We start from the raw sequence: 25,863 nt of genomic DNA, 5'->3' as shown, positions 1-25,863 counted from the left end.
AGTTCTCCATTATTGGGTTTGTTGTATACTCAAATTATCATACAGCTTAAATGCAGCTGTTTGGGTCTGGGCTGCGACCAGCATAGTATGCGCCAATTGTTCAGCTGATACAGGCTTAATTTTAAACGGCTTGGTCCAGGCTTTTTCGACCAGTTTATATACGGTCTGAGCCATATCTTCCAACACCCTTACTTCACTGCGCTTACCAATCAACAATGAAGGCTGGAAAATTGAAAGTTTATAAATTGAGAGGCTTTTGAGATATTGTTCCAGTTCGCCCTTTACCTTATTGTAGAAAATTAGCGATTTAGCATTCGCTCCCAAGGCGCTGACGACCAATAAATGAATATTTTTATCCTGAACCAGATCAGCAAAGTGTGCATTGATTTCATAATCAATTGCATAAAATTTTTCTTTTGAACCCGCCTGTTTAATGGTGCTTCCCAAGCAGCTAAACGCATGGGTATGTGAACTGACGTCCTGATCATTCAACAAAAGAAAATCTTCCAGAATAAGCTGTTTTACTTTACTATAATATTTTAATATATCTGATTTTTTTCTCACCACAACAGTGATTGAACTAAAATCATCTGATTGTTGCAACCGTTCCACCAAGGCCTGGCCAACCAGACCCGTTGCACCAATCACAATTGCTTTTTTATCACCTCTTTTCATTTTTATATCACTCAAGTTATAACTAGGGTTAATGTAACGTTTTCTTGCAAGATTATCACCCGTTAAATGTAGTTAAACACATTACAAGGCTTGACTTCACGGCGTAGTTTCCTCAAAATATGGCACTTGTTTACGGGCTGGTGAATGTTTCCAATTTTGTTGGTTTAAACTTCAGCCCGCCCAGACCAACTTATTTTCAAGGAGTGCACGAGTGGCAAACTCTGCTCAAGCTAAAAAACGTGCTCGTCAAAACGTTAAAGCACGTAAACACAACGCAAGCTTGCGTTCTATGGTTCGTACTTACATCAAACGTACAGTAAATGCAATCGCTGCTGGTGATTATGGTGTTGCTACAGAAGCTTACAAAAAAGCTGTTCCTGTAATCGACCGTATGGCTGATAAAGGCATCATCCACAAAAATAAAGCTGCTCGTCACAAGAGCCGCTTAAACGCTCAAATTAAAGCTTTAGCTAACTAATTTGATGCATGTAAAAAAGCCCGATTTTCGGGCTTTTTTATTATCTTCAATTTACTAATGCAACGTTAGTAGTTTTTTAATTTTAAATTGCACAATTAAATCATACTTTTCAAAAGTCTTATTTATTCTGAAAATCTTTAATGACCAGTTCATGCTTTTGACCACGCCAAATCCATTTTAGCTTACTATTGCTAAAATCCTCTCCCTCAAACCAGACAAACAGCCCCTCCATCATGTCAGGCCAATCGGACTGTTCAATTTGTTTGTTACCTGAAATAACAGCAACAATCGCAGCAAGAATGGTGTCGTGACTCACCGCCAAACTTAAACCATTATGTTGGGTTGGATGGGTGTGGTAAAGCAGTTCCAGAACGTCAAATACACCTGTAATCGGATGCTTCATGCCAGGCAAGGCATTATTGACAAAACTATTGATGAAGCCCAAGGCACCCTGTTTACGAAAATAGGGCGCAGCCTGCTGAATATCCAGTACAAAGCTGCCTGGTTCAACCAGCAAACGCTGTTCAACAATTTCAATGGTATGGGTATTAACCACTTTATGGGTGCGATCCGCACCCTCTATCATCAATGCGGCGGTATCCACGCAACGCTGGATTGGGCTTGAAATACAGTGCTGAATGGCCCGATCTGTATTCTGAATTAAATACTGCCCCCATGCATAGGCAAGCTCCCGCCCCTGTTCAGTCAACTGTAGATCATAGCTTGCCAAGCCCTGACCATTTACCAGCTCACGCAGCGAGTGGCGGGTAAATAAAGTCACTGGGGTTGAAGCATTGGGAAGTAAATCAATTGCTTCAAACATACTTTTTGGCAATAAATGCAGGGCCATATTACAATTATAAAAGATAAGAATTTAGCCCACTATACCATGAGCTGCTCAACTCTCAATCTAAAATGCCTGAATGACTCAAGGCATCATAAGCAATTTTTTTGCAATCCTGATCTCTAAAGGCGATAAAACCCTTGTTCAGCACAGTCTCACGCTGGTTGTACTGAAATGGCTTGCCATCCAGCGTCATCAAACCACCACCAATACTTTCCAGAAAGGCCTGTCCTGAACTGGTATCCCATTCAGAGGTTGGATGAAAGCGTGGATAGATATCAATCTCTCCCTCCAGCATCATACAGAATTTATAGGCACTACCCGCCTCACGACGAATAACCTCACGATACCGCAAAATCTGTTCAATAAAGTTTTTGTACTTTGGATTCTTACTATGATGACTCAGGCCAATTTGAATTGCTGCTTCAGCCACATGTTGTTCAATCTGGTACTGCGACCATTGCTGGCGGCTAAAACTGTATTTATAAGGCTGCTGTGAGGTATAACCGATATACATCACCTGTTCACACGGCACCGCAATAATCGCGAAAGTAGTTTGACTGTTTTCAATCAGGCTCAGGTTGATGGTAAATTCATCACGTTCATGAATAAACTCCTTGGTTCCATCAAGAGGATCAAGCATCCAGCAACGTTGCCATGCAGCTCGGGCAGAATAATCACTTTCTTCTGACAACACAGGCAAATCTGGGGTTATTTCCGCCAAGTGCTTCAATAGAAAACGGTTTATCTTGAGGTCAGCCTGTGTCACAGGTGAATCATCACTTTTTTCCTGAATATTAAACTCGCAACCTGCACAATAACTTTGGTATTCTTCCAGCAATATTTGACTTGCCTGCGCCATGATTGGCACAAGTTGCGAAATCAACTGGTCCTGTGGGGCAAGCGTTTTAATAAACATAGATCAACCTTATGTCATATTCAGATTTACAGCAGCAACCCATCATATTCTTTGATATGGATGGCACTTTACTTGATTTAGCCTTTGACGATTTCATCTGGAATCATTGTTTGCCAGAGCGACATGCCCAGGTCCATCAATGCAGTCTGCAACAGAGCCAACAAACCCTGTTTCAGTTCTACCAACAGCATAAGCATACACTATCTTGGTATTCTTCGGCGTACTGGACGGCGAAAGTTGGTGTTGATGTATTACAACTCCAATACGAACATCGGGAAAAAATTCGTGCCCGTATAGGTTGTCATCAACTTTTACAACAACTCAAAAATCGGGGCTATCGCTGCTGGTTACTGACCAATGCTGACCGCGCGGGGCTACAGCTTAAACTTGAAAATATCGAGTTAAGCCCCTATTTTGAAGTAATGGTCAGCAGTGAGGAACTGGGACATGCCAAGGAGCAAGTTGCATTTTGGCAAAAGCTGCAACAACTGCATCCCTTTAATCCAGCCCAGGCTGTTTTTGTGGATGACACCGTTGCGGTACTCGAAAGCGCAGAAGACTTTGGCATCGCTCAACTATTCAGTATTCTACAGCCCTCAAGTGCAAAGCCTGCAAGAGCGGCAACAGAACTTCCTTACCCTGCACTCGACCATCTCACTGAACTTGTCGATTATCTTGAAATTAAACTACAGGATACAGATGCAAAAACAGCATGAACCAGCAAGCATGGATGCCATGCGCATTGATAAATGGCTTTGGGCAGCGCGTTTTTTTAAGACACGCTCCCTTGCCAAGGCTGCCATAGAGGGCGGTAAAGTCCATCACCAGAATGAACGCGTCAAGGTATCCAAAGACGTGCGCATTGGTATGGAACTCACCATCCAGCAGGGTTTTGAGAAAAAAACCGTAATCATCAAGGCTCTTTCTGCGGTTCGTGGTGGTGCACCAATTGCCCAGCAGCTTTATGAAGAAACAGCAGAAAGTATTGAACGTCGGGAGTTGCATGCCTCACAGCGAAAAATGCATAATCTAGCCCGACCAGATCACCGACCAAGTAAAAAAGACCGTCGTGATATCAATCGTTTTAAACATGAAAATGCTCAATCTTGGTCTTACCATGACGAGTAATTTTTACAATAATGGATGCGTCATCTTGTGTCGTACAGACACGGATCAGATGTAGAATAAACAATGAGAATCTGCCACTATACCCAAGTCCCAACAAGTTGAGATTCAATACATCCACTTGGGTTAGTCGTTAAGAAGATAAAGTTTTGAGGTTTTGAGATGGATGATAATAAAAACAAGGCGTTACAAGCTGCATTAAGCCAGATTGAGAAACAGTTTGGTAAAAATACGGTGATGCGCCTCGGTGACAATACAGTACAGGCAGTTGAGGCTGTTTCCACAGGTTCTTTAACACTGGATATCGCACTCGGCATTGGCGGATTACCAAAAGGCCGTATCATTGAGATTTATGGTCCTGAATCTTCAGGTAAAACCACCATGACATTACAGGCGATTGCACAGTGTCAAAAAAATGGTGGCACCTGTGCCTTTATTGATGCGGAACATGCCCTAGACCCGCAGTATGCGCGTAAATTAGGCGTGGATATTGACAACCTGCTGGTATCACAACCAGACCATGGTGAACAGGCGTTGGAAATTGCCGACATGCTGGTTCGTTCAGGTGCAATTGACTTAATCGTTGTCGACTCTGTTGCGGCGTTAACCCCTAAAGCTGAAATTGAAGGCGAAATGGGTGACTCACATATGGGCTTGCAGGCACGCTTGATGAGTCAGGCATTACGTAAAATCACGGGTAATGCAAAACGCTCCAACTGTATGGTGATCTTCATTAACCAGATTCGTATGAAGATTGGTGTAATGTTCGGTAGCCCTGAAACCACAACTGGTGGTAACGCACTTAAGTTCTATGCCTCTGTACGTCTGGACATTCGCCGTATTGGACAGGTTAAGGAAGGCGATGAAATTGTGGGTTCTGAAACCAGGGTTAAGGTTGTGAAGAACAAAATGGCGCCTCCTTTCCGTGAAGCAGTGTTCCAGATTATGTATGGCAAAGGCACCAACCAACTCGGTGAACTTGTAGACCTTGCGGTACAGCAGGAAATCGTACAAAAGGCGGGTGCATGGTACTCTTATCAAGGCAACAAAATTGGTCAGGGTAAAAATAACGTGATTCGTCATTTTGAAGAAAACCCACAAATGGCTCAGGAAATTGAAAAGCTTATTCGTGAGCAACTTCTCACCAAAAACAATAATGAAGCCGCACAAACTGAAGATGCAGAAGAACCAGACTTGTTAGAAAACTAAGCTAGAACGCCCTACGGGGCGTTTTTGTTTCATGAGGAAAATATGTTGAATTCGGAAAAAACTGAAAAGCCCAAAACCCTGACAGGTCAGAGACTACGTTCTTATGCCTTTGCCCTATTGACCCGCCGTGACTACTCACAAGCGGAGTTAATCACAAAACTCAATCAATATGCAATTCATCCTGATGAGGTGGCAAATCTGGTGGAGGAATTAGCTGAGCAAAACTATCAGAGTGACCAACGCGTTGCCGAACAGACTTTGGCCAGCCAAATTCGCAAGGGAAAAGGCTTACAACGCATCAAACAGACATTAAAGGCCAAGCAGCTCGATACTGAATTGATTACCGAAGAACTTCAAGATATTGACTGGTATGAACAGGCGTATCAGCTCAAGGTTAAAAAATTTGGAGAGGCTGTAACCAAGGATCCAAAAACAAAGGCAAAACAAATTCGTTTTTTACAATACCGTGGCTTTGATATGGATGTAATTATTAAAGCAGTTGCCCGAACGAGCGAAGAAGAGTGATTGGTGGCAACCCTACCAGCATGACTTCGGCACATCATAGTTCTACTACCGTTGCTACCTTCCGGTCCTGGCGGGGTTCGTAGAGTACAATTGCGAAGCTACCAGTAGGGCTACCATTGCCTGACAAAGTATAGAGATTTTTACCTGAGTTGCAAGACTTGTCTATGTTTTTCAGTAAGTTTTTAATTCAACTGCCTAATTCCTCATCAATACTGCCACTATATCTTTATAACCGACTTAAAAGCTGTATAAACATTAAACAACAGCCCTCTAATTCTCTTCAAAAGTGCTTGAAGATTGTAAATGCTTATTGCATTTACACGAGTTGCTGTTTTAATGGCTAAATCAAAAACGTGTATTCGGTGTGTTGCAAGTAAAAAATGAAGACTTGTTCGCCCACAGCTTTGTTTTTCAACTTTATGGATGAATTTTCATGCTAAAAAAGCATTCTATACTTTTTATTGCGCTACTCAGCAGTACGCATTTATATGCCAATGTCCCGATTGAATCTCGTGCCCTAAGCCAACAGCAAGCCAATAACGTCGTTGCAGGTTCTCCAAGTTTAAACTGGGAAATCATGCAAAAGAATCAAAAACTTGAAGAAGAAATTCGTAAATTACGCGGCCAGTTAGAAGAACATGACAATGCGATTGAACAACTCAAGAAAGAGCTTGCAAACCGCTATACAGATTTAGACCAGCGTCTGGAGCTACTTTCACAGAAAATTGATCCACCAGAAGAAAATACCGAAGAAAATGGTGCTACAGATACCGCTCAGGCTGGAACAGAGCGGACAGCAACCCCAATAACACCCACCCCGCCTCCAGTAGCGGATGTGACACCTAAACCTCCAGCCCAGACACAGGCACGTGCTGCTGTGCAGCCACAGACAAATACGGCAACAACAAACACCACCAATAACCAGATTGAACTCGAAAAAGCAGCTTATACGGTTGCATTAGATGCATATAAACAAGGTGGCGCTAAAAAGGCAATTGAGCCAATGCAAAACTTTATTAAAAACCACCCGAATGGTATTTATGTGGGCAATGCCTATTTTTGGCTGGCTGAGTTCTATTTAGCTGTTGAGCCTGTGGACTATAAGGCAGCCAAGCAGAATTACAATATTGTTGCCACACGCTATCCTAACTCTGCAAAAGCTTCACGTGCAGTTTATCAGCTGTATAGCATTGCAAAAGATGTAGATAAAAATACAGCCTTGGCAAACCAGTATAAGGCCAAGTTGCTTAACAAGTATCCTCAATCTGAGGAAGCGAAATTTATTCAAAAAAAATAACCAACCTCTTCCAATAAAAAAGCCAGTTGATGAAAACTGGCTTTTTATGCTTAGAACAAACTCATTTGATCTTCGCCTTGGATTTTAAATATTCAGTATAGTCTTCCAAAATCTGTTGACCACGGAACTGTTGATAGAGTTTGCTCAACTCATGCATTTGTTCTGGTGGCAACTCACTCGCAATACTGGTGTTCACATTGGAAACAGCAACAATCACCAGTTCATTTGGCAGTTTAGCTGTTGTAGCAGACCACATACCCTCTTTGCTCGGTGCTGGGATACTAAATGCTGCACGCTCAATCGCACGCTTTAAGCCCTGAGAACGTGCATATGTACCTGCATCTTCAAAAGTTACCTGTGATTTTGCAACCACCTGCGCCGCAGGTTGGGTTTTAAAATCAGCAAGGATGCTGGCAATTTTTGCCTGAGCAGCCTTATAGGCTTTCTCTTCAACCACTTTCGCCTTTACTTCTGCTGTGGCCTGTGCCAATGGCTTGATCCCTGCTGGATGATAGTCACGAACCTTAATCCAGATGGTATCGCCATTTGCCAACTGAATATTTGAAGATGCGTTACGATCACCATTCTTCACATCATCATTAAACAATTTGGCCTTAACATTCAAATCGCTCAAATATGGGTTATCAGTGGTTAAGGTTACACCCTTAACAGATTCAACACGAGCACCTTTTACTTCCTGTGCAACCGCATCCAGAGAATCACTACCAACTACCATTTCATTCAGGCTATTGACCGTATCACTGAATAGATTCGCCAGTTTGGTTTTCTCAACTTCAGCAGTTAAACGTACCTTTTCTGATTCAAACGACGGCAATTTCACCATTGGAGAATTTGCTTCAATAATGTGATAACCATATTGGGTTTTAACAGGTTTTGAAATTTCACCATTCTTTAATGCATTGACTGCATTGTCAAAATCAGTTGAGAAAACACCTGGTGCATAGGTCGCCACCAAACCGCCCTGAGTTTTAGAGCCTGGATCATCAGAAAACTGAGCAGCGGCATCAGCAAATGTCATGCCTGCCTGAATTTTTGCATAGACCTCATTGGCAAGCTTTTGAGCCGCAGCATCATCACGGGCATCCGTGGTGATCAAAATATGTTTAACTTGACGTTTTACATCTTTTTGCTGTTTTTCAACAAATGCTTTATAAGCTTGCTGTAAATCGGCATCTGTTACTGCAAGATTGGTCGCAGGAAGTAATGCTGGGCTTAAAACCACATAATCTACATCAACACTTGCAAGCTGCTTGAATTCATTTTTATGCTTGTTGTAGTAATCTGTGATTTCCTGACTGGAAGCAGTTACACCCTTTTTATAATCATCCAGCTTGATGCTTGCCAAATGCAGGGTACGCTGTTCTGTCTGCAAGTTAGCCAATTGCTGTAGGTCTGACTGACTCACCAATGCATAATCCATCAAGGTGGTTGAAATCATTTTCAAGGCATGGTCCTGACGTAGGCTGGCAATCAACCCCTGATTGGTCATGCCCACTGAACGCAGGTAATTTTCATAGAGCTGCTGGGAAAACTTGCCATTTTCCTGAAAACTCGGCTGTTGAGCCAACATTTGCTCAAGCTGTACATCGCTTAAAGAAATACCGAGTTTTTCGGCCTGCTGCAAAAGCAAGCTACGCGCAACCAGCGCATCCAGTGCCTTTTGCTGAATCACAGGCAGGTTGAGCAGTGATTCATCACCCTTAACCAATGATAAATATTGATCTTTATAATTTTTGGTTGCACTTTCTAATTCTTTATTAGAAATATCCTGACCGTTAACCGATTTCGCAACGTCTGCCTTATTGCTACCACTAAAATATCCTTCAATACCTACAAGTGCCAAAGGGGTCAAAAACAAAACTAACAGGACTTTGCCAAGCCAACCCTTAATGACTGTACGAAACGATTCCATAAGAATTCCAATATTTTATTTCGGGGCAATTTTAACTGAAAAAACAAAGCGAATGAATGCAGAATACGGCTCAAAGCGAATTTTTCATTCAATAAATAAAAAACGCACCCGAAACGGTGCGTTTATTGATTTAAAAAGATTACGCAACTGAATCTTTCAAACCCTTACCTGGTTTAAAGCTAGGCACTTTGCTTGCTTTAATTTGAAGCTCTTCACCCGTTTTAGGATTGCGACCAGTACGTGCAGCACGTTCTTTAACGCTAAAAGTACCAAAACCAACTAAAGTAACAGTGTCACCGTTTTTAAGCGCTTCAGTGATTGATGCAATTGTTGCATCGAGTGCCTTACCAGCATCCGACTTAGATACTCCCCCTTTTTCAGCAATCGCATCAATTAATTCTGATTTATTCATGATAAAAAACATCCTCTTAATATCGTTTGTTAAGATCCAAGGCTATAGTTTAAAAGGCCATGCCGCCTTTATAGCAATGCTTTAGGGGAGAACGCAATACCAGAAAGACCTTTTAGCAAAAATAAATACTCAAAAACCACATAAACAGACGAGTGCCTATATTTTTTACTTTTTATTCAATTTACTCTTTAATTGATTATTTTCTTCAATCAATGCATCTACTTTAATATGTAGCTGAACTAAAAGTTGCTCGATATGCTGGAGATCTTTTGGAGTGACTAGACCAATACGATTCAACGAATGATTCACACCTGTATCCAGAATTTTTTCCACCTTGTCTTTGGTGTCAGTCACCGACTCTTTGGCTTTCTCAGTCACTTTTCCAACGGTGTTATCAGCAAAATCTACAGTCTTGGATTCTAGCTCTTCACCCACCTTGACCAGAGAGTCAAATAATTTATTTCCCTCTTCTTCGGCGCGTGAAAAAGCTCCCAAACCTGCCAGCCAGATTTGTTGTGTATACTTTTTGAAATCGAGTGCAGATTTCTTCGAACTCTTTGATTTTGGCTTAGTTTTTACCTCAGCTTCTTCATTCGGATTTTCTATGTTCGAGTTATCCATTGACCATTGCTCCCAAGCACTTTACAAACAGTATGTGGTATTTAACCATAAAAATGATTTTATAATATCAAAATTAAGACTTGATCGTTTTATAAAACTGTTCTACAAAGCAACAAAGACCTGTAAATTATTTTTAATAATTGAGTAAGGATGATCAGGCTTACAAGTCTTGTTGTTTTATAGCGATATTGGTAAGGAAAAATCAATCAATGAACGAAAGCTCAAAATCCAAACATTTATGGCTAAATGTGACATTGATTGCTTTAGAGACTTTTTTTTCCTTTATTTTAACCCACGATGCCACCCTGCGCTTACAGGCACAGAAACTGATCCAGAAAAAAACCACGATCAGGATAAACAGCTACATCCCTTTCTTTGATTTTTACATTCAGTTCACTGAAAAAGGCATTTTATTCGACCTTGCCGCCAATGATCGTACAATTGATGTCGAGATCAACACCACACTGATTGACCTAATTAAAATTTTCATCTTTAGCAATCAGCAAAGTCTATACAATATGCGGATTATGGGTAAGCCCGAACTTACAACAGACCTGACCGATGTATTACAGCACCTCACCCTGTCCAGAATTTTGGTCAACTGGCGTGAATGGTTCAACCACTTTGAGAATGATGCGGAAGCCGTTGCTTCCCAACAGCGCATTACCCCACTGCTTGATAAAATTGACCAGCAACGTTCTGAAATCAACACTTTGCTGGTTGAAGCAAAACAATACCAGAACCGTATTCACCGCATGCAAAAACGCCAGCGCCTGATCAATATTGGCTTTGCTGTATTGAGCTTTATTTTTATTGCCTTTTTTGTTTATAATATGTGGATACAATAATTTCATAATATTTTACTTTTCACACGCATAATGACGATTTAAAACTTGACTATTTTAGTCGGAATTCATAAAATTTAGTCATCTAGTCTAATCATGTGTATCGAATTATGCGTCTTACAACTCGTGGTCGTTACGCAGTGACTGCTCTACTTGATTTAGCTTTGCAGCCAACTGAACAAACAATCACGCTTGCGGAAATAGCAGCTCGCCAATCCATTTCAGTCGCTTATTTGGAACAGTTATTTGCAAAACTTAAGCGTCACGGGTTAGTTTCAAGTGTTCGTGGTGCAAATGGTGGTTATCACCTTGCACGACATGCCAGTGAAATCACCGTACTAGAAATTATTGAAGCTGTAAATGAAACGGTCGATGCGACTCGTTGTGACCACAAAGGCAACTGCCAAAATGGTGCAATGTGCTTAACGCATGACTTATGGCAAGAACTCTCCCACCATATTGCCGATTATCTTGCAAAAATCAATCTTGCTGACCTGATTTCCCGTGACAACGTTCAAACTGTTGCCATTCGCCAGAATTCAGTAAGTCTCGATTCAGCCTTTCTATCGGTTACAGGTATTTGACATGAAACGCCCAATTTATCTTGATTATGCAGCCACCACTCCTGTTCTGCCTGAAGTTGCAGAACGCATGATGGAATGCTTAACTTTCGAAGGGACTTTTGGTAACCCTGCCTCACGTTCACATGCTTATGGCTGGCAGGCTGAAGAAAAAGTTGAATATGCCCGTGAGCAAGTGGCCAATCTGATCAAGGCTGATCCTCGTGAAATCGTCTGGACTTCTGGTGCAACCGAATCTGACAACCTGGCACTTAAAGGAATTGCCCAATTCTACGGTTCAAAAGGCAAACACATCATTACTAGTAAAATCGAACACAAAGCTGTGTTAGATACTTGCCGCGAGCTAGAAGAACAAGGTTTTGAAATTACTTATTTAGAACCTGAACCACGTACAGGTTTAATTACGCCTGAAATGGTGAAAGCGGCTTTACGTCCAGATACCATTCTTGTTTCGCTGATGATGGTGAACAATGAAATCGGCACCATTACTGACGTAGCAGCTATTGGCGAGTTAACACGTGCGAATAAAACATTCTTACACGTTGATGCTGCACAAGCCGCTGGTAAAGTCGAAATCGATCTTTCAACCATGAAAATTGATTTAATGAGCTTCTCTGGTCATAAAATTTATGGCCCTAAAGGAATCGGTGCTCTATTTGTCCGCCGTAGCCCACGTGTTCGCTTAAAAGCACAAATGCATGGTGGTGGTCATGAGCGCGGTATGCGTTCTGGTACTTTAGCAACTCATCAAATTGTAGGTATGGGTGAAGCTTTTGAAATTGCTGGGAAAACCATGCAAGCAGAACAAGAGCGTCTTCGCCACCTACGTGACAAACTTTGGAATGGCTTCCAAGACCTTGAGCAAGTGTTCTTGAATGGTCATCCGACTGAGAACGTTGCAAACTATCTAAATGTCAGCTTCAACTTCGTTGAAGGCGAGTCACTGATGATGGCATTAAAAGATGCTGCCGTTTCAAGTGGTTCAGCATGTACATCTGCAACTTTAGAACCATCATACGTATTGCGTGCCTTAGGTTTATCTGACGAGTTGGCACACAGCTCAATCCGTTTCAGTTTTGGTAAATACACCACTGAGGCAGATATTGATTACGTGTTAACAATTACCAAAGCTGCTGTTGAGAAATTACGTGAACTTTCTCCGCTTTGGGATATGTACAAAGAAGGGATTGACCTTTCAACAGTTGAATGGGCTGAACACTAATTTATAAGGTGCTCTATTGAGCACTTCATTGAAAAGTATGTTTTAACCCTCATATTAATATTAGGCTGACCCCGAGGTTTGGAGAAGCGACATGGCTTATAGCGAAAAGGTAATTGATCATTACGAAAACCCTCGTAATGTTGGTGTATTAGACAAAAATGCAGAAAACGTAGGTACAGGTATGGTCGGTGCACCTGCATGTGGCGACGTGATGCGTTTACAAATTCAAGTCGATGACAATGGCGTAATTGAAGAAGCTCGCTTCAAGACTTATGGCTGTGGTTCTGCAATCGCATCAAGTTCACTGGTAACCGAATGGTTAAAAGGTAAAACGCTTGATGAAGCTCAAGCGATCAAAAACATTGATATCGCGACTGAACTTGCACTTCCACCAGTAAAAGTACACTGCTCTGTCTTGGCTGAAGATGCGATTAAAGCTGCGATTGAAGATTATCGTGGCAAAAAAGCGAAAGCTTAATAGTTTAACGGCGTAACACATTGGAGTTTTCATGATCCATTTAACTGAAAATGCTGCGACTCACATCAGCAATTACCTGCAAAACCGAGGTAAGGGTGAAGGCATTCGTATTGGTGTGAAAACTTCGGGTTGTTCTGGATTGGCTTATGTACTTGAGTTTGTCGATGACATCGACACACACGACCAAGTATTTGAACAACTCGGCGTTAAAGTCTTTGTAGACCCGAAAAGCCTGGTTTATCTCAATGGTTTAGAGATGGATTATGTGAAAAATGGTTTGAATGAAGGCTTTGAATTTAACAACCCTAACCAAAAAGGTGAATGTGGTTGCGGTGAATCATTTACCGTCTAACTAGCAACACCCTCTTTCTTTTCGTCAAAACAGTGTGTTCCGCACTGTTTTAACGTATTTATTAATAGCGGAATTCATCTCCCATGAATCATTTTGAGTTGTTCCAATTACCAGAAGCACTCGATATAGATTTAGCAGCTTTAAAAAAACAATTTTTAAGTTTGCAACAGCAATATCATCCCGATAAAGCCACTGACAAAGATCAAGCATTGATCAAGTCGAGTGAAATCAATCAAGCGTATAAAGTACTCTCACAAGTTGATAGTCGTGCGGCGTATTTACTTGGCTTAAAAAAACAAGATCATCACTTGGATCAGTCCATTAGCGATTTTGAATTTTTACAATCTGCACTCGAAATGCGTGAACAGCTTGACGAAGCCACCTCTAGCGAGCAGCTTAGTACCTTAAAAGTTGAAGTTCAGCAATGGATTGACGGGTTAGTTCGTGAATTTAAAATTGATTTTGCTGAAGAAGATTGGGCTGAGGCTCGTGATACCGTTCGTAAACTACGTTTTTTTCAACGTGTCATGAATGATATTGATAAAGCTGAAGATCGTATGTTGGACGAAGAAGATGGCTTCGATCTCGATGATGATTTTTAATCCGCTGTTACCAAATATTTTCAAGGGATACCGCACGCATGGCACTTTTGCAAATTGCTGAACCAGGTCAATCTACTGCTCCGCATCAACATCGTATTGCGATCGGCATTGACTTAGGGACAACCCACTCTTTAGTGGCGACAGTGCTATCGGGAAAACCGAAAGTTCTGCAAGATGACAAAGATCGTGTATTACTACCGTCGATTGTTCATTACGCAAAAGATTCAACGACGTTTGGTTATGAAGCCAAGCCGTTTATGATGACTGACCCCAAAAATACTGTTGTTTCAGTAAAACGTTTTATGGGTCGCTCGCAAGCAGATATCAAATTTCAGCATCCGTATACACTTGTTGGTGCAGAAAATGAGATGCCAGCATTTCAAACTGCTGCTGGTCGTAAAACGCCTGTCGAAATTTCTGCAGACATTTTAAAGCAGTTAAAAGATCGTGCCGAAGCAAGCCTCAACAACCCTATCAACGGTGCAGTGATCACTGTTCCAGCATATTTTGATGAAGCACAACGCCAAGCGACACGTGATGCTGCTCAACTTGCAGGTTTGAATGTTTTACGTTTGTTGAATGAACCAACGGCTGCCGCGGTTGCCTATGGATTAGACCAAGATACCAATCTCAGTACAGACCGTAATTATGTGATTTACGATTTAGGGGGCGGTACTTTTGACGTCTCCATCCTACGTTTCTCACAAGGTGTTTTTGAAGTTCTTGCGACTGGTGGACATACCGCGCTTGGTGGTGATGACCTTGACCGCTTAATCGTAAAATGGGCAAAAAAACAGCTTAATATCGAAACTTTAAGCGATGAAGAATATGCTGTTTTTATTGTGGCAGCGCGTCAAGCCAAAGAATACTTAACAGATCATGAAGCTGCTGAATTAAAATTACTGGATGATCGTCTCACTTTAGATCGTCCGACCTTTGAATCGATTATTCAAGTTGCACTCGATAAAACCATGAGTGTATGTAAACGTGTACTGCGTGATGCTAAACTTGAACTCGATGAAATCGAACATGTGGTTTTAGTAGGTGGTTCAACACGTTCATATGCCGTACAAAAAGCTGTACGCGAATTATTTGAACGTGAACCACTCTGTACGATCAATCCTGATGAAGTCGTTGCAATTGGCGCATCTATTACCGCCAACCAGCTCATTGGCAACAGTCAAGATGGTTCATTATTACTTGATGTCACGCCACTTTCTCTTGGTCTAGAAACCATGGGAGGATTGGTTGAACGGTTAATTTCAAGAAATACCGCAATTCCAGTCGCACGCCGTCAAGAATTTACCACTTATCAAGATGGCCAAACCGCGATGTTGATTCATGTGGTACAAGGTGAACGTGATTTAGTCGAGCATTGTCGTTCATTGGGTCGCTTTGTTTTACATGGCATCCCACCAATGACTGCGGGTCAAGCACGTATTGAAGTGACCTTCCAAGTTGATGCGGATGGCTTACTGACAGTATCTGCGAAAGAAACCACTTCTGGTGTTCAAGCGCAAATTGATATCAAACCATCTTATGGTCTATCTGCAGCGGATACTGAACGCCTCTTGGTTGAAGGTTTCCAACATGCTGAAGAAGACAAACAATTGCGCCATCTGCAAGAAACAAAAGTGGAAGCACAACGTGAGTTGGAAGCACTCGAACAAGCGTTAAAAGCAGATACGGATTTACTCTCGCAGCAACAAGCTCGAGATTTAATTCTTGCCGCTGAAGCGTTAAAAGCTCGCCTTAAAACCGATGAGCTTGCAACGATTGAACATGCTGTTCAACAACTTAAAATTCACAGCGATGCGTTTGCAGCACTTCGTATGAATCGACATATTGACCATGCCTTAAAAGGTACAAAACTTGAAGATTGGTCAAACTCAAACTAAAGGTATAGGTGATCAATATGCCACGTATTAAAGTTCTTCCTCATGCACAAATTTGCCCAGAAGGTGCAGAATTTGAAGTCGAACAAAATGCCAATTTATGCCAAAGTTTATTAAAACAAGGCATTAAAATTGAACATGCTTGCGACATGTCTGCAGCATGTACGACTTGCCACGTGATTGTTCGTAAAGGATTCGATAGCCTTGAAGAAATGAACGATGTTGAAGCAGATCTACTTGATCGTGCATGGGGTTTAGAGCCTGACTCTCGCCTGTCATGTCAGGTTGAGATCGTTGATGAAGACTTAGAAATTGAAATTCCGAAATATACGATTAATCATGCTTCGGAAAATCACTAAGCTTTATCCATAAAAAAACTCCTCTTTATTAGAGGAGTTTTTTTATTCAAGAATAAATCTGGATTATTGTCTAATCTCATCATCCAACGTCAGTTTTGGAATTCCCTGTGCATTGGTAATTTTCTGCTGCTTTTTAATTCGGTCTATCATCTTTTCCAGAATTTCAACCAGTTCAGGATATTCATAATTTTGTACTTCCTCTAAATTAAGTACCAAATGAAAACCCTTATATTCAAAATCAAACCATTTTTGGGTATCTGATTTCTTGCCAGTGAATTTTTCCATCACCTGCCAAGTTTTTACGGGCCCCTGAATGCCTTTTAAGTAGATTGGTACTTTAGGCACACATAGAAATTCATTTTTAATCAGCTGATGTGTGTCATCCGCAATCAGGATTTCATCCACTTCAGCCGCAGACTGCAAACGCGCTGCCAAGTTTACATCACGTCCCACAATGGTATAGGCCATACGGTGTGAAGCCCCATAGTTCCCAACGTGACAATAACCCGTACTAATACCCATTCGAATGTGCAAGGCTGGATAGCCCATTTTCTTCCAACGCTCACGTAACAATTTCATTTGCTGACGCATTGCGATCGCCATTTCTACACAAGACTTCGCATCTTGTTCAACACCCTGAGAATTTGGATCACCGAAGAAGATGAGAATCGCATCTCCCATAAACTTATCCACGGTTGCCTCATACTGCTTGGCAATTTCAGTCATGTGGCTGAGATAATCATTGAGCAGGAAAGCCAGATCATCTGGAATAAGTGTTTCTGAGAGTTCGGTAAAACCTTGAATGTCTGAGAAGAAAACCGTTAATTTTTTACGTTTATATTCAATTTTTGCCTCAGCCTCACCCCGCATAATCGATTGCCACAACTGAAGTGGCGCATAACGACTGAGCTGGTTGGCAAACGCAATATAGCGCGTCATTTGATTATGATAATGCTGGCGTTGCTGTCCCAGAATATTGAGACGACGATGCTGATAGTAGTTACCAATCACAATAAACATCATCAGACCAAGCAAGCTCACAACGGTCAGTTCAGGATTGGTTGGCTCAAAGTATTCTTCGGCATTAAAGATAAAAAAAGTACAGAAATAAAAAACCACCACACCAATCAGCCCAATCAGGCAGCCAATTGGCAGGGAAATCTTGTTATTTAGACCAACATACAATAAGGCAAATAAAATGGTAAACGTAGGGACAAGACTTAAATGCAGGCCCGCAAGAACAATGGCAACAATGATGGCTTCACAGGCAAAGACAACATTCTTTTCAATGGTTTTGTCATATTTATATTGCAGCCACTTTTCCAGTTTAGGACAGAACAGAAAATAGACCAATAACAAAGGGAGGATATAGAGTTGATAGCTAGCACTGGTAGAAGTAAAAGTATAGATGACCAAAATCAGCGACAAGATCGAATATCCCATCAATCGATGAAAGTAAGCGAACTGTCTAGGCTCTTTATCAATTAACCTATCTAGTGGCACTCCATCCTCCTATTATTATAGAATACGACTTTTATTCTATTTTCTTTCTGGCTCAGTCCATGCGCCAGTCAAATGGCATGTCACCCTGACCACGCAATGCAAGCATTAAGGTCTGGCGCATATGTGCCAATACATCATTGCTATAAGGCACAGCTGGTGTACCCCATACAGGTTTAGGCCATGCCACATCATTCTGATAGCGCACGACATGGTGAAAATGCAGTTGTGGAACCACATTTCCTAGAGCGGCAACATTCATCTTATCCGCACGAAATACACGGGCGAGCTGGCTGGATAACCAGCTTGACTCACGTAGAAACTGTTCCTGATCTGCCTGGCTGAGTTCATATAGTTCTGTAATGCCTGGCACACGTGGTACAAGGATCAACCAAGGAAATTGCATATCATTCATTAAACGACATGTTGAAAGCGGGAAGTCGCCTACAAAAAATGTATCTTGAGCAAGTTGTGGATGCAAACTAAACATATCTTTATAAATGATGCAGAATAATGATGATCAATACTATCACATCAGTTTTGATGTGAATATTATTAGTCACCTGTTTGATTACAAATAACAATGATTTTCCTCATTTATTGGCGCAACATCCGATCAAAAAATGGTTATTTTTCACCGACAAACCTATATTCGCTTAATTAAACATCAATCCATTTTTCAACTAACTATGCAATTCACCCAGCAATTTATTCAGTAGCTCAACGATAAACTGGATACGTTTGTCATATTCAGCCAGTTGCACCATCACTTTCAAGCGCTGCCCACCTTCCATACGGTAGTAGCTCGGATTTTTCTGCATAAGCTGAATAATGCTGATCGCCTGCACAGGTGTATCGGGCGAAAATTCAATGTAGCCACCATTGCTATTGATATCCACTTTGGTAATGCCCAGTTGCTCTGCCCCTAAACGAATCTGGTGCACACTAAACAGTTGCTTTACAGGCTGTGGCGGAATACCAAAACGGTCAATCAACTCCATACGGATGTTATCGAGTTTCTCCTGAGTATCGGTATTACTGATACGTTTATAAAATAATAAACGTTGATGTACATCCCCCAGATAATCATCTGGAATCAGGGCTGGCATGTGCAGGTTGATTTCAGCCGTCAATGACAATGGCGCATCGAAGTTCGGTGCCTTGCCTTTCTGAATAGCTTTGGTGGCTTTTTCCAGCATTTCCATATACAGACTATAACCAATTGCCTGCATTGAACCACTTTGCTGTTCACCCAGTAACTCACCTGCGCCACGGATTTCCAGATCTTCAGTTGCCAGCATAAAACCGGCACCCAAAGTTGAAGCACGCTGAATGGCATCCAGACGTTTTTCTGCATCACCTTTTAAGGCTTTTAATGACGGTACCATCAAATATGCATAAGCCTGATGATGTGAGCGCCCTACACGTCCGCGTAGCTGATGTAATTGCGCCAGGCCCAGTTTGTCGGCACGTTCAATGATAATGGTATTGGCATTTGGAACATCAATTCCTGTTTCAATAATAGTTGAACACACCAGAACGTTGTAATCTTTATGGTAGAACTGCTGCATCACCTGTTCCAGTTCACGTTCGCGCATTTGTCCATGTGCAACTGCAACACGTGCTTCTGGGACTAAATTACGAATCGTTTCTGCTGCCCTTTCAATGGTTTCCACTTCATTATGCAGCAAATAGACCTGACCACCACGCAGCAATTCACGTAAAATTGCTTCTTTAATCGAGTCATTCGTATGTTCCTGTACAAAGGTTTTCACTGCCAAACGCCGTGCAGGCGGTGTCGCAATAATCGATAAATCCCGCATTCCAGAGAATGCCATATTCAAGGTACGGGGAATTGGAGTTGCGGTTAAAGTCAACATATCCACATCGGCACGTAAGGCTTTAATCCGTTCTTTATCCCGAACCCCAAAACGATGTTCTTCATCTACAATCATTAAACCAAGGTTTTTAAACTGAATATTTTCCTGAAGAATCTTGTGTGTTCCCACCACGATATCCACTTTGCCCTCAGCCAAATCCTCAATAATTTTGAGATGAGTTTTATTAGTGCCAAAACGGGACAATACTTCAATACGAACGGCCGTATCAGCAAAACGGTCTTTAAACGATTCATAATGTTGTTGTGCCAATAGCGTGGTTGGAACCAGTACGGCAACCTGTTTACCATTTTGCACAGCGACAAAGGCGGCACGCATCGCCACCTCTGTTTTACCAAAGCCCACATCACCACAGACTAGACGATCCATTGGCTTGGCCAGTTGCATATCATGTAGGGTCGCTTCAATCGCATTGGCTTGGTCAAGTGTTTCCTCATAAGCAAAGCCACTGGCAAATTGCATATAAGCGCTATGGTCCATTTCAAATGCAAAGCCTGGCTTGGACTGACGACGTGCCTGTATATGCAGCAACTCAGCCGCAACATCATGGATTTGTTCCAGTGCTTTACGCTTGGCCTTGCTCCATGTATCCGTACCTAATTTATGCAAAGGTGCAAGATCGGGATCACCGCCACTATAACGGCTAATCAGGTGTAAATTGGTCACAGGCACATAAACTTTTGCACCATCAGCATAGTCAAGCTGTAAGAATTCGTGATCCTGCTGATCAATTTCCAGCGTCGTCAAGCCTGCATAACGTCCAACACCATGATCAATATGTACCACAGGTGCGCCAATACTCAGTTCCGTCAGACTACGTATCAAGAATTCTTCCGACACTTCCTGTTGACGTTTACGGCGACGTTGTACCACACGATGTTCATAGAGCTGATTTTCAGAAATGACTGAAAGTTGATTCGTTAGCAACAAGCCCCGATCTAAAGGCGCGCTGGTAATGGCAACCTGTAGCTGATCTTTCTGGAACTGGGCAAAACTCTCTACGGTTTGAATTTCACCTAATACCGCCCGCAAAGCATCTTTTAAAGTTTCACGGCGACCTGCACTTTCCGCAACCAATAAAACAGGATGTTTAGCTTGATCAACATAATGTTTCACTGCCTCAAAAGGCTGTTGCTTTTTAGGATCAACCGCAAGTTTGGGTGGCTGCTCAGCAGCAAGATTGAGTACACCTGCTTTGGCTTCAAATGCTTCTGCTGAGGCCAGAATTCGTGGAAATTGATTTAATGCCTGTAACACATGATTTGGCATTAAAAATAATTCCTCGGGAGGAAGAATCGGTTGATCAATGTTATGACGACGATCCTCATAACGACGAACCACTTCTTTCCAGAAGTTGATGAGTTCATCCTCAACTTCATTATTTGTAATGACAACGCAATTCTTTGGTAAGTAGGTTGTGAGAGTGCTTTGTGCTTCCATCAGCTTTTTATCAAAGAATAATGGTAGGTAAAATTCCAGACCAGGGGTCGCAATGCCCTCTAGGACATCCTGATAAATTGGATTTTTCTTAGGATTGGCAGTGGGAAAACTTTCGGCATAACGATCTCTAAAAGTCGAACGCCCCTCTTTTAATGGAAACTCTTTAGCAGGTAAAACAGTAAAGTTTTTTAAGGATTCAGTGGTGCGCTGCGTTTCTGGATCGAAGAATTTCAGACTCTCAATTTCATCATCAAATAAGTCAATCCGAATCGGTTGATCTTGTCCAGAGGCGTAAATATCCATGATGCTGCCACGAACCGCAAATTCACCATGATCATACACCGTATCAACCAACCGATAGCCTGCTTGTACCAACTGCTTTTTTTGAGCTTCCAGATCAAGTTTCTGTCCCACCTTAATATCAAAGTGCTCGCCCACAACCCATGAATATGGTGCAACCCTTTGAGCAAGTGTACTTGCCGAAATCAGTAAAATGCCCTTTTGTGGCATATTGGACAGAATAGCCAAACGTTCTGACACAATATCCTGATGCGGTGACAAACGGTCATAAGGCAAAATTTCCCAGTCAGGGAAAATGGTAGGCTTGATGCCATAGAATTCAAGTTCACTTTCTAATTGCGCAAGATGCTGGTTATTGCTTGCAACAATCACATAGAGACTGGAACTTTGCGTGGCTATTTCTTTAAATAATAATGCAGCTGATGATCCAAGCAATGAACCAATCCAGCGTTTTTCGCCTGCTTTGAATTGTTGTAGATTTAATTGAGAGATTTCTTGTTGAAACATAGAGAAAATCGTGCAATTTAAAGGACAATTGACTTAGTTTAGCATGATGTTTTTTATGTGGATATAAATCCAGGAAGAAGACTAACTGGATTTATCTTTTCATTTTTTCTCTAACTGGCGGTCCATCAAGCGAAATAAGGGGCGGGTTAAATTCATAACCGTAGCAGGTGCAGTATTCAGCAAGGCATTGGCAATTGCACCACTGGTACTGGTGATACGATAGGACTTTTGCTGTACTGCCTTGACAATCCATCCTGCTGCGGTAGAGGTATCCCGCATTTGCATATGTTTATAAATCGTTGTTTTAGATGACATCGGAACATGGGTGGACATGGTCGAGATATTAATCACATGTCCTCCACCATTTTCCAGAAAATGTGGCAACAGACCTAATGTCAAACGAACCGCTGCAAAATAGTTGATTTGCAGAGATCATACCATTAAACCTGAGCTGTTATTTTGCAAAGATTACTGGCGTACTGATAATCATCACTCCGCCTGTATGATGATTGTTAGGAATCTGGGTTGGGGGGTTTTACCGCTGGAAATGTTTAATGAAAATCCTGACTTAAAGAAAAAATTAAAAATCATGGAACTTTATGATTTTACCCCCAAATTTGAATATTATGTGGATTTGGTCTGGAGTCGTGAAAGCGACTTGGGTGCAGCAGCACGCTTCTTAATTGAGCATATCCGCACACAACGCCAACTCAATAACAAATAATAAAAAGCAAACAGTTGACATCCTCCCCGACCTAAAGGACGGGGATTCCTACTGCTAGACGCTTATGTCCAAGCGCGAGTATGTTCTTGGCAGCATTGCAATCACGATCATTGACAGCACCGCATTCACATTCCCATACTCTTATTCGCAAATCTATCCTACCTTTCGGACTGCTTGCGGTGATCTCACCGCAGCTCGAACAGATTTGGGTCGTGAATCTCTCACTCACTTCTTCAAACAATACTTTTGCGCTCTCGCATTTATACCGAAGCATTGTTTTGAATGCACTAAACCCTGAATCTAAAACAGATTTTGCCATTTTAGTTTTGACCAGTTTAGCTGCACTCAGATTTCCCACTACAATCATTGCATGTCGTTTTACAAGCTTAGAACTCTCTTTATGCAAATGATCTTTGCGACAGTTCTTGATCTTGGTGTGTAATGCACGTACACGTTTTTTATCCTTTGCTCTTTGAGCAACACCTAGTTTCTGTTCATATTTACGATAGTGCTTTGGATTTGTCACCACATAACCATCTGAACAGGTGGCTAGGTCTTTTAAGCCTAAATCAATGCCAATCGCAGTTGTACCTTTGGACTGGACAGACTTGGCATGATCTTCAACTGTCAGGCAGACATACCAATGCCCACGACTATCTTCAACAAATGAACCCGATTTAACCTTGTATGCGCCAATGCCATAGCTATCCCATAGTTTGAATTGATGCTTGCCATACTGGATATAGCCATCTGTATATTTCACAGCAACTTTTTTGAATGGTATCCATCCAAGTGATTTTTTGGCTGATTTCCTGTTGCTGACCCGCCATTTCAATTTTGATTTTTTAAACTGCTTTCTTCGTATGACTAATTCTTCGGTCACAGCCTGAATCGTTTGGCTGTGTAAATTACATTCCTTGGATGTGCCTTTTGTATACTTGGCAATGTCGTAAGCACTGAGAAATTCACCTTTCTTTTTTAGGTGTCTAAAACTTAAATCATTGACATAATTCCAGACAAAGTTCACCTCAGATGCTAACTGTTCGAGCACCTTGCTGTATTTGTCTTTTATGCGTAATTTAAGTGTTTTCATACGATTACTTTATCAATTTAATCAAAGAATAGAATGGCAAAAAGTAAATAATTTAATTAAAAACGACATTTCATGTCGTATCGCTGACGCGACTCGCTTATATCCCCGACCTAAAGGACGGGGTTTTACGTTCGATTTGATAAATCTCTATCTACAATCAAAGCCATGCTTTGCTTTCACGCAGATTGTGCTATAACAGAAGTTACCAATAATATTGTTTAGCAAGAAATCTATAGCAATGACTGAATCTGCATTACATCAATTAAAGAATTTAACCACTGTGGTTGCCGATAGTAGTGATCTGGAAGCAATTGAAAAATTTCGCCCTTTGGATGCCACCACCAATCCATCGCTAATCACTGCTGCTGCTGAACAACCCGAAAGCAAGGAACTGATTGAAGATGCCTATACTCAGGCAAAACAGGAAAATTATCAGGGTGATGAACTGATTGAACGCACCATTGATATTTTAACTGTGAAATTTGGTGTTGAAATTTTAAAGCTGATTGATGGCCGTGTATCAACTGAGGTAGATGCTTCACTGTCTTATGATACCGAAGCGACGATTGCCAAGGCACGTGAACTCTCTAAGCTTTATCAGGGCTATGGCATTGAACAGTCACGCATCCTGATCAAGATTGCGTCAACATGGGAAGGCATTCAAGCAGCTAAAGTGCTGGAAGCTGAGGGAATTCCATGTAACCTGACTTTGTTGTTTGGTCTACATCAAGCCCAAGCCTGTGCTGATGCCAAAGTCACACTGATTTCCCCATTTGTTGGTCGTATTCTGGACTGGTATAAAAAAGCTGAGGGCGTTGATCAATATCCAATTGAAAAAGACCCTGGAGTGCTGTCAGTTAAGAAAATCTATAACTACTACAAACAACATGGGATTCCAACCCAGGTCATGGGTGCAAGCTTCCGCACCACAGCGCAAGTTTTAGGTTTGGCAGGTTGTGATTTATTGACGATTGCGCCAAATTTATTGGCGCAACTGGAACAGGATCAGCAAACGGTTACAGCTCAGCTCAGTACCGAAGCAGCACAACAGGCAGAAAAAATTGAACGTCCTGCCCAAAGCAAAGAAAGCTTTAAGGCAGAACTTGAACACGACTTGATGGCTTTCCAGTTACTGCAAAGCGGTATTGATGGCTTTATCAAGGCGCGTGACCAGCTCAGTTTATTACTACGCCAATCATTTGGTATTGATGCTGAAATCCAGCCTTAATTAGTCGATTTTTCAACTATAAAAAACCGATTTTTGTTACTATAGCAAGAATCGGTTTTTTAATGAGTTGATTGTGTTTGGTATCACAGATTTAACCGCTTACATTATTGGTACAGTGTTGATTATCTTATTACCTGGCCCCAACTCGCTATATGTCATGTCGGTTGCCTCACGTTATGGGATCCAAACAGGTTTTTGGGGTGCATTGGGCGTATTAACAGGCGATTCTATTTTAATCCTGCTGACTATTTTTGGAGCAGCATCCCTGTTACAAGCTTTTCCAATTTTATTTGTGATTTTAAAAATAATCGGGGGTGCCTACTTAGCCTATTTAGGTTTTAAATTATTACAGGGCGCTTATCAAACATGGAACACACCACAACAGCACGCTGAACTGCCTGATTTACCTCAATTAGATCAAGTTCATCCTTACCGTACAGCATTGAGTATCAGCCTGCTTAATCCCAAAGCCATCCTATTTTTTCTGTCTTTCTTTGTGCAGTTCGTCAAACCAGACTATGCCTATCCTGCATTAAGTTTTTTAATTCTGGCGATTATTCTGCAATTGATCAGTTTTAGTTATTTAACCGCCTTGATCTTTTCTGGTATTAAATTGGCAGCTTTTTTTAAACATAACCTTAAACTGGCAGCAAGTGGTATTTGTCTGGTTGGCATCCTGTTTTTTGGTTTTGGTGTTAAACTCGCAACCTCAACGCTGGCTTAATGCTACTTTTGATCAAATGATCAATTTATTCAATCATTTTAGAACTACGATTTAGCGAATATTAACGATATACTTTT

26 protein-coding genes, 1 other RNA gene and 2 pseudogenes are annotated in these 25,863 nt (G+C 41.5%); 17 read left to right on the top strand and 12 right to left on the bottom strand.

Going from position 1 to position 25,863, the window contains the following annotated elements:
• Positions 1-9: 9 nt before the first annotated feature.
• Positions 10-675: a Rossmann-fold NAD(P)-binding domain-containing protein gene (locus F973_RS02725; RefSeq protein ID WP_004759876.1), complete on the bottom strand. Its 666-nt coding sequence runs from the start codon at positions 673-675 to the stop codon at positions 10-12.
• A gap of 211 nt (positions 676-886) precedes the next feature.
• Between F973_RS02725 and rpsT the strand changes: the two genes are divergently transcribed.
• Positions 887-1,153 carry a 30S ribosomal protein S20 gene (rpsT, locus tag F973_RS02720; protein ID WP_004677838.1) on the top strand — a complete coding sequence of 89 codons (267 nt, stop codon included), beginning with the start codon at positions 887-889 and terminating at the stop codon, positions 1,151-1,153.
• Positions 1,154-1,271: 118 nt separating this feature from the next.
• Here rpsT and F973_RS02715 read toward each other — a convergent pair whose 3' ends face one another.
• A complete protein-coding gene (locus tag F973_RS02715) occupies positions 1,272-2,003 on the bottom strand; it encodes a histidine phosphatase family protein (protein WP_004759874.1) in 732 nt (243 codons plus the stop codon).
• Positions 2,004-2,058: 55 nt separating this feature from the next.
• Complete coding sequence (locus F973_RS02710; RefSeq protein WP_004677841.1) at positions 2,059-2,916, bottom strand: 3'(2'),5'-bisphosphate nucleotidase CysQ family protein; 858 nt, start codon at positions 2,914-2,916, stop codon at positions 2,059-2,061.
• Between the two features lie 11 nt (positions 2,917-2,927).
• Here F973_RS02710 and F973_RS02705 point away from each other — a divergent pair, with 11 nt between their 5' ends.
• The 4 genes from F973_RS02705 to F973_RS02690 all read left to right on the top strand — a co-directional run bounded on the left by F973_RS02705 (position 2,928) and on the right by F973_RS02690 (position 5,775).
• Positions 2,928-3,632, top strand: a complete 705-nt coding sequence (locus tag F973_RS02705; RefSeq protein WP_004759873.1) for an HAD-IA family hydrolase — start codon at positions 2,928-2,930, stop codon at positions 3,630-3,632.
• Positions 3,616-4,044: an RNA-binding S4 domain-containing protein gene (locus tag F973_RS02700; protein ID WP_004677846.1), complete on the top strand. Its 429-nt coding sequence runs from the start codon at positions 3,616-3,618 to the stop codon at positions 4,042-4,044. Before F973_RS02705 ends, F973_RS02700 begins: the two co-directional genes overlap by 17 nt.
• 159 nt (positions 4,045-4,203) lie before the next feature.
• Positions 4,204-5,250: a recombinase RecA gene (gene recA / locus F973_RS02695; protein ID WP_004680956.1), complete on the top strand. Its 1,047-nt coding sequence runs from the start codon at positions 4,204-4,206 to the stop codon at positions 5,248-5,250.
• A gap of 42 nt (positions 5,251-5,292) precedes the next feature.
• Positions 5,293-5,775, top strand: a complete 483-nt coding sequence (locus F973_RS02690) for a regulatory protein RecX (protein WP_004759872.1) — start codon at positions 5,293-5,295, stop codon at positions 5,773-5,775.
• 10 nt (positions 5,776-5,785) lie between these two features.
• On the opposite strand, the gene ffs is transcribed toward F973_RS02690, so the two are convergent.
• An RNA gene (gene ffs / locus F973_RS14380) (signal recognition particle sRNA small type) lies at positions 5,786-5,882 on the bottom strand.
• Positions 5,883-6,208: 326 nt separating this feature from the next.
• On the opposite strand from ffs, the gene F973_RS02685 reads away from it, so the two are divergent.
• Positions 6,209-7,072: a YbgF trimerization domain-containing protein gene (locus tag F973_RS02685; protein ID WP_004680958.1), complete on the top strand. Its 864-nt coding sequence runs from the start codon at positions 6,209-6,211 to the stop codon at positions 7,070-7,072.
• Between the two features lie 61 nt (positions 7,073-7,133).
• Here F973_RS02685 and F973_RS02680 read toward each other — a convergent pair whose 3' ends face one another.
• The 3 genes from F973_RS02680 to F973_RS02670 all read right to left on the bottom strand — a co-directional run bounded on the left by F973_RS02680 (position 7,134) and on the right by F973_RS02670 (position 10,038).
• A complete protein-coding gene (locus tag F973_RS02680; RefSeq protein ID WP_004759871.1) occupies positions 7,134-9,005 on the bottom strand; it encodes a SurA N-terminal domain-containing protein in 1,872 nt (623 codons plus the stop codon).
• Positions 9,006-9,144: 139 nt separating this feature from the next.
• Positions 9,145-9,417 carry an HU family DNA-binding protein gene (locus F973_RS02675; protein ID WP_004759870.1) on the bottom strand — a complete coding sequence of 91 codons (273 nt, stop codon included), beginning with the start codon at positions 9,415-9,417 and terminating at the stop codon, positions 9,145-9,147.
• A gap of 165 nt (positions 9,418-9,582) precedes the next feature.
• The gene (locus F973_RS02670) at positions 9,583-10,038 is read right to left on the bottom strand and encodes a phasin family protein (RefSeq protein WP_004677856.1); all 456 of its coding nucleotides are present in this window, start codon (positions 10,036-10,038) and stop codon (positions 9,583-9,585) included.
• Positions 10,039-10,247: 209 nt separating this feature from the next.
• Between F973_RS02670 and F973_RS02665 the strand changes: the two genes are divergently transcribed.
• From F973_RS02665 to fdx, 8 genes are all read left to right on the top strand, one after another.
• A complete protein-coding gene (locus tag F973_RS02665; protein ID WP_004680960.1) occupies positions 10,248-10,886 on the top strand; it encodes a hypothetical protein in 639 nt (212 codons plus the stop codon).
• Positions 10,887-10,993: 107 nt separating this feature from the next.
• Positions 10,994-11,467: an Rrf2 family transcriptional regulator gene (locus F973_RS02660; protein WP_004677860.1), complete on the top strand. Its 474-nt coding sequence runs from the start codon at positions 10,994-10,996 to the stop codon at positions 11,465-11,467.
• A 1-nt stretch (position 11,468) separates the two neighbouring features.
• Complete coding sequence (locus F973_RS02655) at positions 11,469-12,686, top strand: IscS subfamily cysteine desulfurase (protein ID WP_004759866.1); 1,218 nt, start codon at positions 11,469-11,471, stop codon at positions 12,684-12,686.
• Between the two features lie 91 nt (positions 12,687-12,777).
• Positions 12,778-13,164 carry a Fe-S cluster assembly scaffold IscU gene (gene iscU, locus F973_RS02650; RefSeq protein ID WP_004639432.1) on the top strand — a complete coding sequence of 129 codons (387 nt, stop codon included), beginning with the start codon at positions 12,778-12,780 and terminating at the stop codon, positions 13,162-13,164.
• Between the two features lie 31 nt (positions 13,165-13,195).
• The gene (iscA, locus tag F973_RS02645) at positions 13,196-13,516 is read left to right on the top strand and encodes an iron-sulfur cluster assembly protein IscA (RefSeq protein ID WP_004661460.1); all 321 of its coding nucleotides are present in this window, start codon (positions 13,196-13,198) and stop codon (positions 13,514-13,516) included.
• Positions 13,517-13,599: 83 nt separating this feature from the next.
• Entirely contained in the window at positions 13,600-14,118 is a 519-nt protein-coding gene (hscB, locus tag F973_RS02640; RefSeq protein ID WP_004759865.1) for a Fe-S protein assembly co-chaperone HscB, read from the top strand.
• A 38-nt stretch (positions 14,119-14,156) separates the two neighbouring features.
• Positions 14,157-16,016, top strand: coding sequence for a Fe-S protein assembly chaperone HscA (gene hscA / locus F973_RS02635; RefSeq protein WP_004759863.1), 1,860 nt, complete (start codon positions 14,157-14,159; stop codon positions 16,014-16,016).
• 17 nt (positions 16,017-16,033) lie between these two features.
• The gene (fdx, locus tag F973_RS02630) at positions 16,034-16,372 is read left to right on the top strand and encodes an ISC system 2Fe-2S type ferredoxin (RefSeq protein WP_004680966.1); all 339 of its coding nucleotides are present in this window, start codon (positions 16,034-16,036) and stop codon (positions 16,370-16,372) included.
• Positions 16,373-16,435: 63 nt separating this feature from the next.
• On the opposite strand, the gene F973_RS02625 is transcribed toward fdx, so the two are convergent.
• The 4 genes and pseudogenes from F973_RS02625 to F973_RS02610 form a co-directional block, all read right to left on the bottom strand.
• Entirely contained in the window at positions 16,436-17,875 is a 1,440-nt protein-coding gene (locus F973_RS02625) for an adenylate/guanylate cyclase domain-containing protein (protein WP_004759861.1), read from the bottom strand.
• A gap of 52 nt (positions 17,876-17,927) precedes the next feature.
• Positions 17,928-18,362 carry an HIT domain-containing protein gene (locus F973_RS02620; protein WP_004759860.1) on the bottom strand — a complete coding sequence of 145 codons (435 nt, stop codon included), beginning with the start codon at positions 18,360-18,362 and terminating at the stop codon, positions 17,928-17,930.
• Positions 18,363-18,555: 193 nt separating this feature from the next.
• Positions 18,556-22,017 carry a transcription-repair coupling factor gene (mfd, locus tag F973_RS02615; protein ID WP_004759859.1) on the bottom strand — a complete coding sequence of 1,154 codons (3,462 nt, stop codon included), beginning with the start codon at positions 22,015-22,017 and terminating at the stop codon, positions 18,556-18,558.
• A 99-nt stretch (positions 22,018-22,116) separates the two neighbouring features.
• Positions 22,117-22,449, bottom strand: a pseudogene (locus F973_RS02610) (hypothetical protein); the annotation flags it as partial.
• Here F973_RS02610 and F973_RS02605 point away from each other — a divergent pair.
• Positions 22,445-22,741: pseudogene (locus tag F973_RS02605) on the top strand (LysR family transcriptional regulator); the annotation flags it as partial. The pseudogenes F973_RS02610 and F973_RS02605 overlap by 5 nt on opposite strands.
• Before the next feature lie 31 nt (positions 22,742-22,772).
• On the opposite strand, the gene F973_RS02600 reads toward F973_RS02605, so the two are convergent.
• A complete protein-coding gene (locus F973_RS02600; RefSeq protein WP_004759854.1) occupies positions 22,773-23,834 on the bottom strand; it encodes an RNA-guided endonuclease InsQ/TnpB family protein in 1,062 nt (353 codons plus the stop codon).
• A 238-nt stretch (positions 23,835-24,072) separates the two neighbouring features.
• On the opposite strand from F973_RS02600, the gene tal reads away from it, so the two are divergent.
• Both tal and leuE read left to right on the top strand, forming a co-directional pair.
• The gene (gene tal, locus F973_RS02595; protein WP_004677869.1) at positions 24,073-25,062 is read left to right on the top strand and encodes a transaldolase; all 990 of its coding nucleotides are present in this window, start codon (positions 24,073-24,075) and stop codon (positions 25,060-25,062) included.
• A 73-nt stretch (positions 25,063-25,135) separates the two neighbouring features.
• Entirely contained in the window at positions 25,136-25,786 is a 651-nt protein-coding gene (leuE, locus tag F973_RS02590; RefSeq protein ID WP_004759853.1) for a leucine efflux protein LeuE, read from the top strand.
• Positions 25,787-25,863: the final 77 nt, after the last annotated feature.

It is taken from the genome of Acinetobacter sp. CIP 102129 (genome assembly GCF_000368305.1).
In the GTDB taxonomy this organism is placed as follows: domain Bacteria; phylum Pseudomonadota; class Gammaproteobacteria; order Pseudomonadales; family Moraxellaceae; genus Acinetobacter; species Acinetobacter parvus.
Note: the sequence above shows the minus strand (reverse complement) of the source record. Positions and strands in the feature narration are given on the sequence as shown.

What these genes read in the sequence shown, in the direction of transcription:
- fdx (WP_004680966.1), top strand. Translation starts at nt 16,034, where the DNA reads ATGCCACGTATTAAAGTTCTTCCTCATGCACAAATTTGCCCAGAAGGT.
- F973_RS02715 (WP_004759874.1), bottom strand. Translation starts at nt 2,003, where the DNA reads ATGGCCCTGCATTTATTGCCAAAAAGTATGTTTGAAGCAATTGATTTA.
- F973_RS02660 (WP_004677860.1), top strand. Translation starts at nt 10,994, where the DNA reads ATGCGTCTTACAACTCGTGGTCGTTACGCAGTGACTGCTCTACTTGAT.
- F973_RS02705 (WP_004759873.1), top strand. Translation starts at nt 2,928, where the DNA reads ATGTCATATTCAGATTTACAGCAGCAACCCATCATATTCTTTGATATG.
- F973_RS02690 (WP_004759872.1), top strand. Translation starts at nt 5,293, where the DNA reads ATGTTGAATTCGGAAAAAACTGAAAAGCCCAAAACCCTGACAGGTCAG.
- F973_RS02665 (WP_004680960.1), top strand. Translation starts at nt 10,248, where the DNA reads ATGAACGAAAGCTCAAAATCCAAACATTTATGGCTAAATGTGACATTG.
- F973_RS02600 (WP_004759854.1), bottom strand. Translation starts at nt 23,834, where the DNA reads ATGAAAACACTTAAATTACGCATAAAAGACAAATACAGCAAGGTGCTC.
- F973_RS02725 (WP_004759876.1), bottom strand. Translation starts at nt 675, where the DNA reads ATGAAAAGAGGTGATAAAAAAGCAATTGTGATTGGTGCAACGGGTCTG.
- mfd (WP_004759859.1), bottom strand. Translation starts at nt 22,017, where the DNA reads ATGTTTCAACAAGAAATCTCTCAATTAAATCTACAACAATTCAAAGCA.
- F973_RS02675 (WP_004759870.1), bottom strand. Translation starts at nt 9,417, where the DNA reads ATGAATAAATCAGAATTAATTGATGCGATTGCTGAAAAAGGGGGAGTA.
- F973_RS02670 (WP_004677856.1), bottom strand. Translation starts at nt 10,038, where the DNA reads ATGGATAACTCGAACATAGAAAATCCGAATGAAGAAGCTGAGGTAAAA.
- tal (WP_004677869.1), top strand. Translation starts at nt 24,073, where the DNA reads ATGACTGAATCTGCATTACATCAATTAAAGAATTTAACCACTGTGGTT.
- F973_RS02685 (WP_004680958.1), top strand. Translation starts at nt 6,209, where the DNA reads ATGCTAAAAAAGCATTCTATACTTTTTATTGCGCTACTCAGCAGTACG.
- iscA (WP_004661460.1), top strand. Translation starts at nt 13,196, where the DNA reads ATGATCCATTTAACTGAAAATGCTGCGACTCACATCAGCAATTACCTG.
- F973_RS02680 (WP_004759871.1), bottom strand. Translation starts at nt 9,005, where the DNA reads ATGGAATCGTTTCGTACAGTCATTAAGGGTTGGCTTGGCAAAGTCCTG.
- F973_RS02710 (WP_004677841.1), bottom strand. Translation starts at nt 2,916, where the DNA reads ATGTTTATTAAAACGCTTGCCCCACAGGACCAGTTGATTTCGCAACTT.
- iscU (WP_004639432.1), top strand. Translation starts at nt 12,778, where the DNA reads ATGGCTTATAGCGAAAAGGTAATTGATCATTACGAAAACCCTCGTAAT.
- F973_RS02620 (WP_004759860.1), bottom strand. Translation starts at nt 18,362, where the DNA reads ATGTTTAGTTTGCATCCACAACTTGCTCAAGATACATTTTTTGTAGGC.
- F973_RS02700 (WP_004677846.1), top strand. Translation starts at nt 3,616, where the DNA reads ATGCAAAAACAGCATGAACCAGCAAGCATGGATGCCATGCGCATTGAT.
- hscA (WP_004759863.1), top strand. Translation starts at nt 14,157, where the DNA reads ATGGCACTTTTGCAAATTGCTGAACCAGGTCAATCTACTGCTCCGCAT.
- hscB (WP_004759865.1), top strand. Translation starts at nt 13,600, where the DNA reads ATGAATCATTTTGAGTTGTTCCAATTACCAGAAGCACTCGATATAGAT.
- recA (WP_004680956.1), top strand. Translation starts at nt 4,204, where the DNA reads ATGGATGATAATAAAAACAAGGCGTTACAAGCTGCATTAAGCCAGATT.
- F973_RS02655 (WP_004759866.1), top strand. Translation starts at nt 11,469, where the DNA reads ATGAAACGCCCAATTTATCTTGATTATGCAGCCACCACTCCTGTTCTG.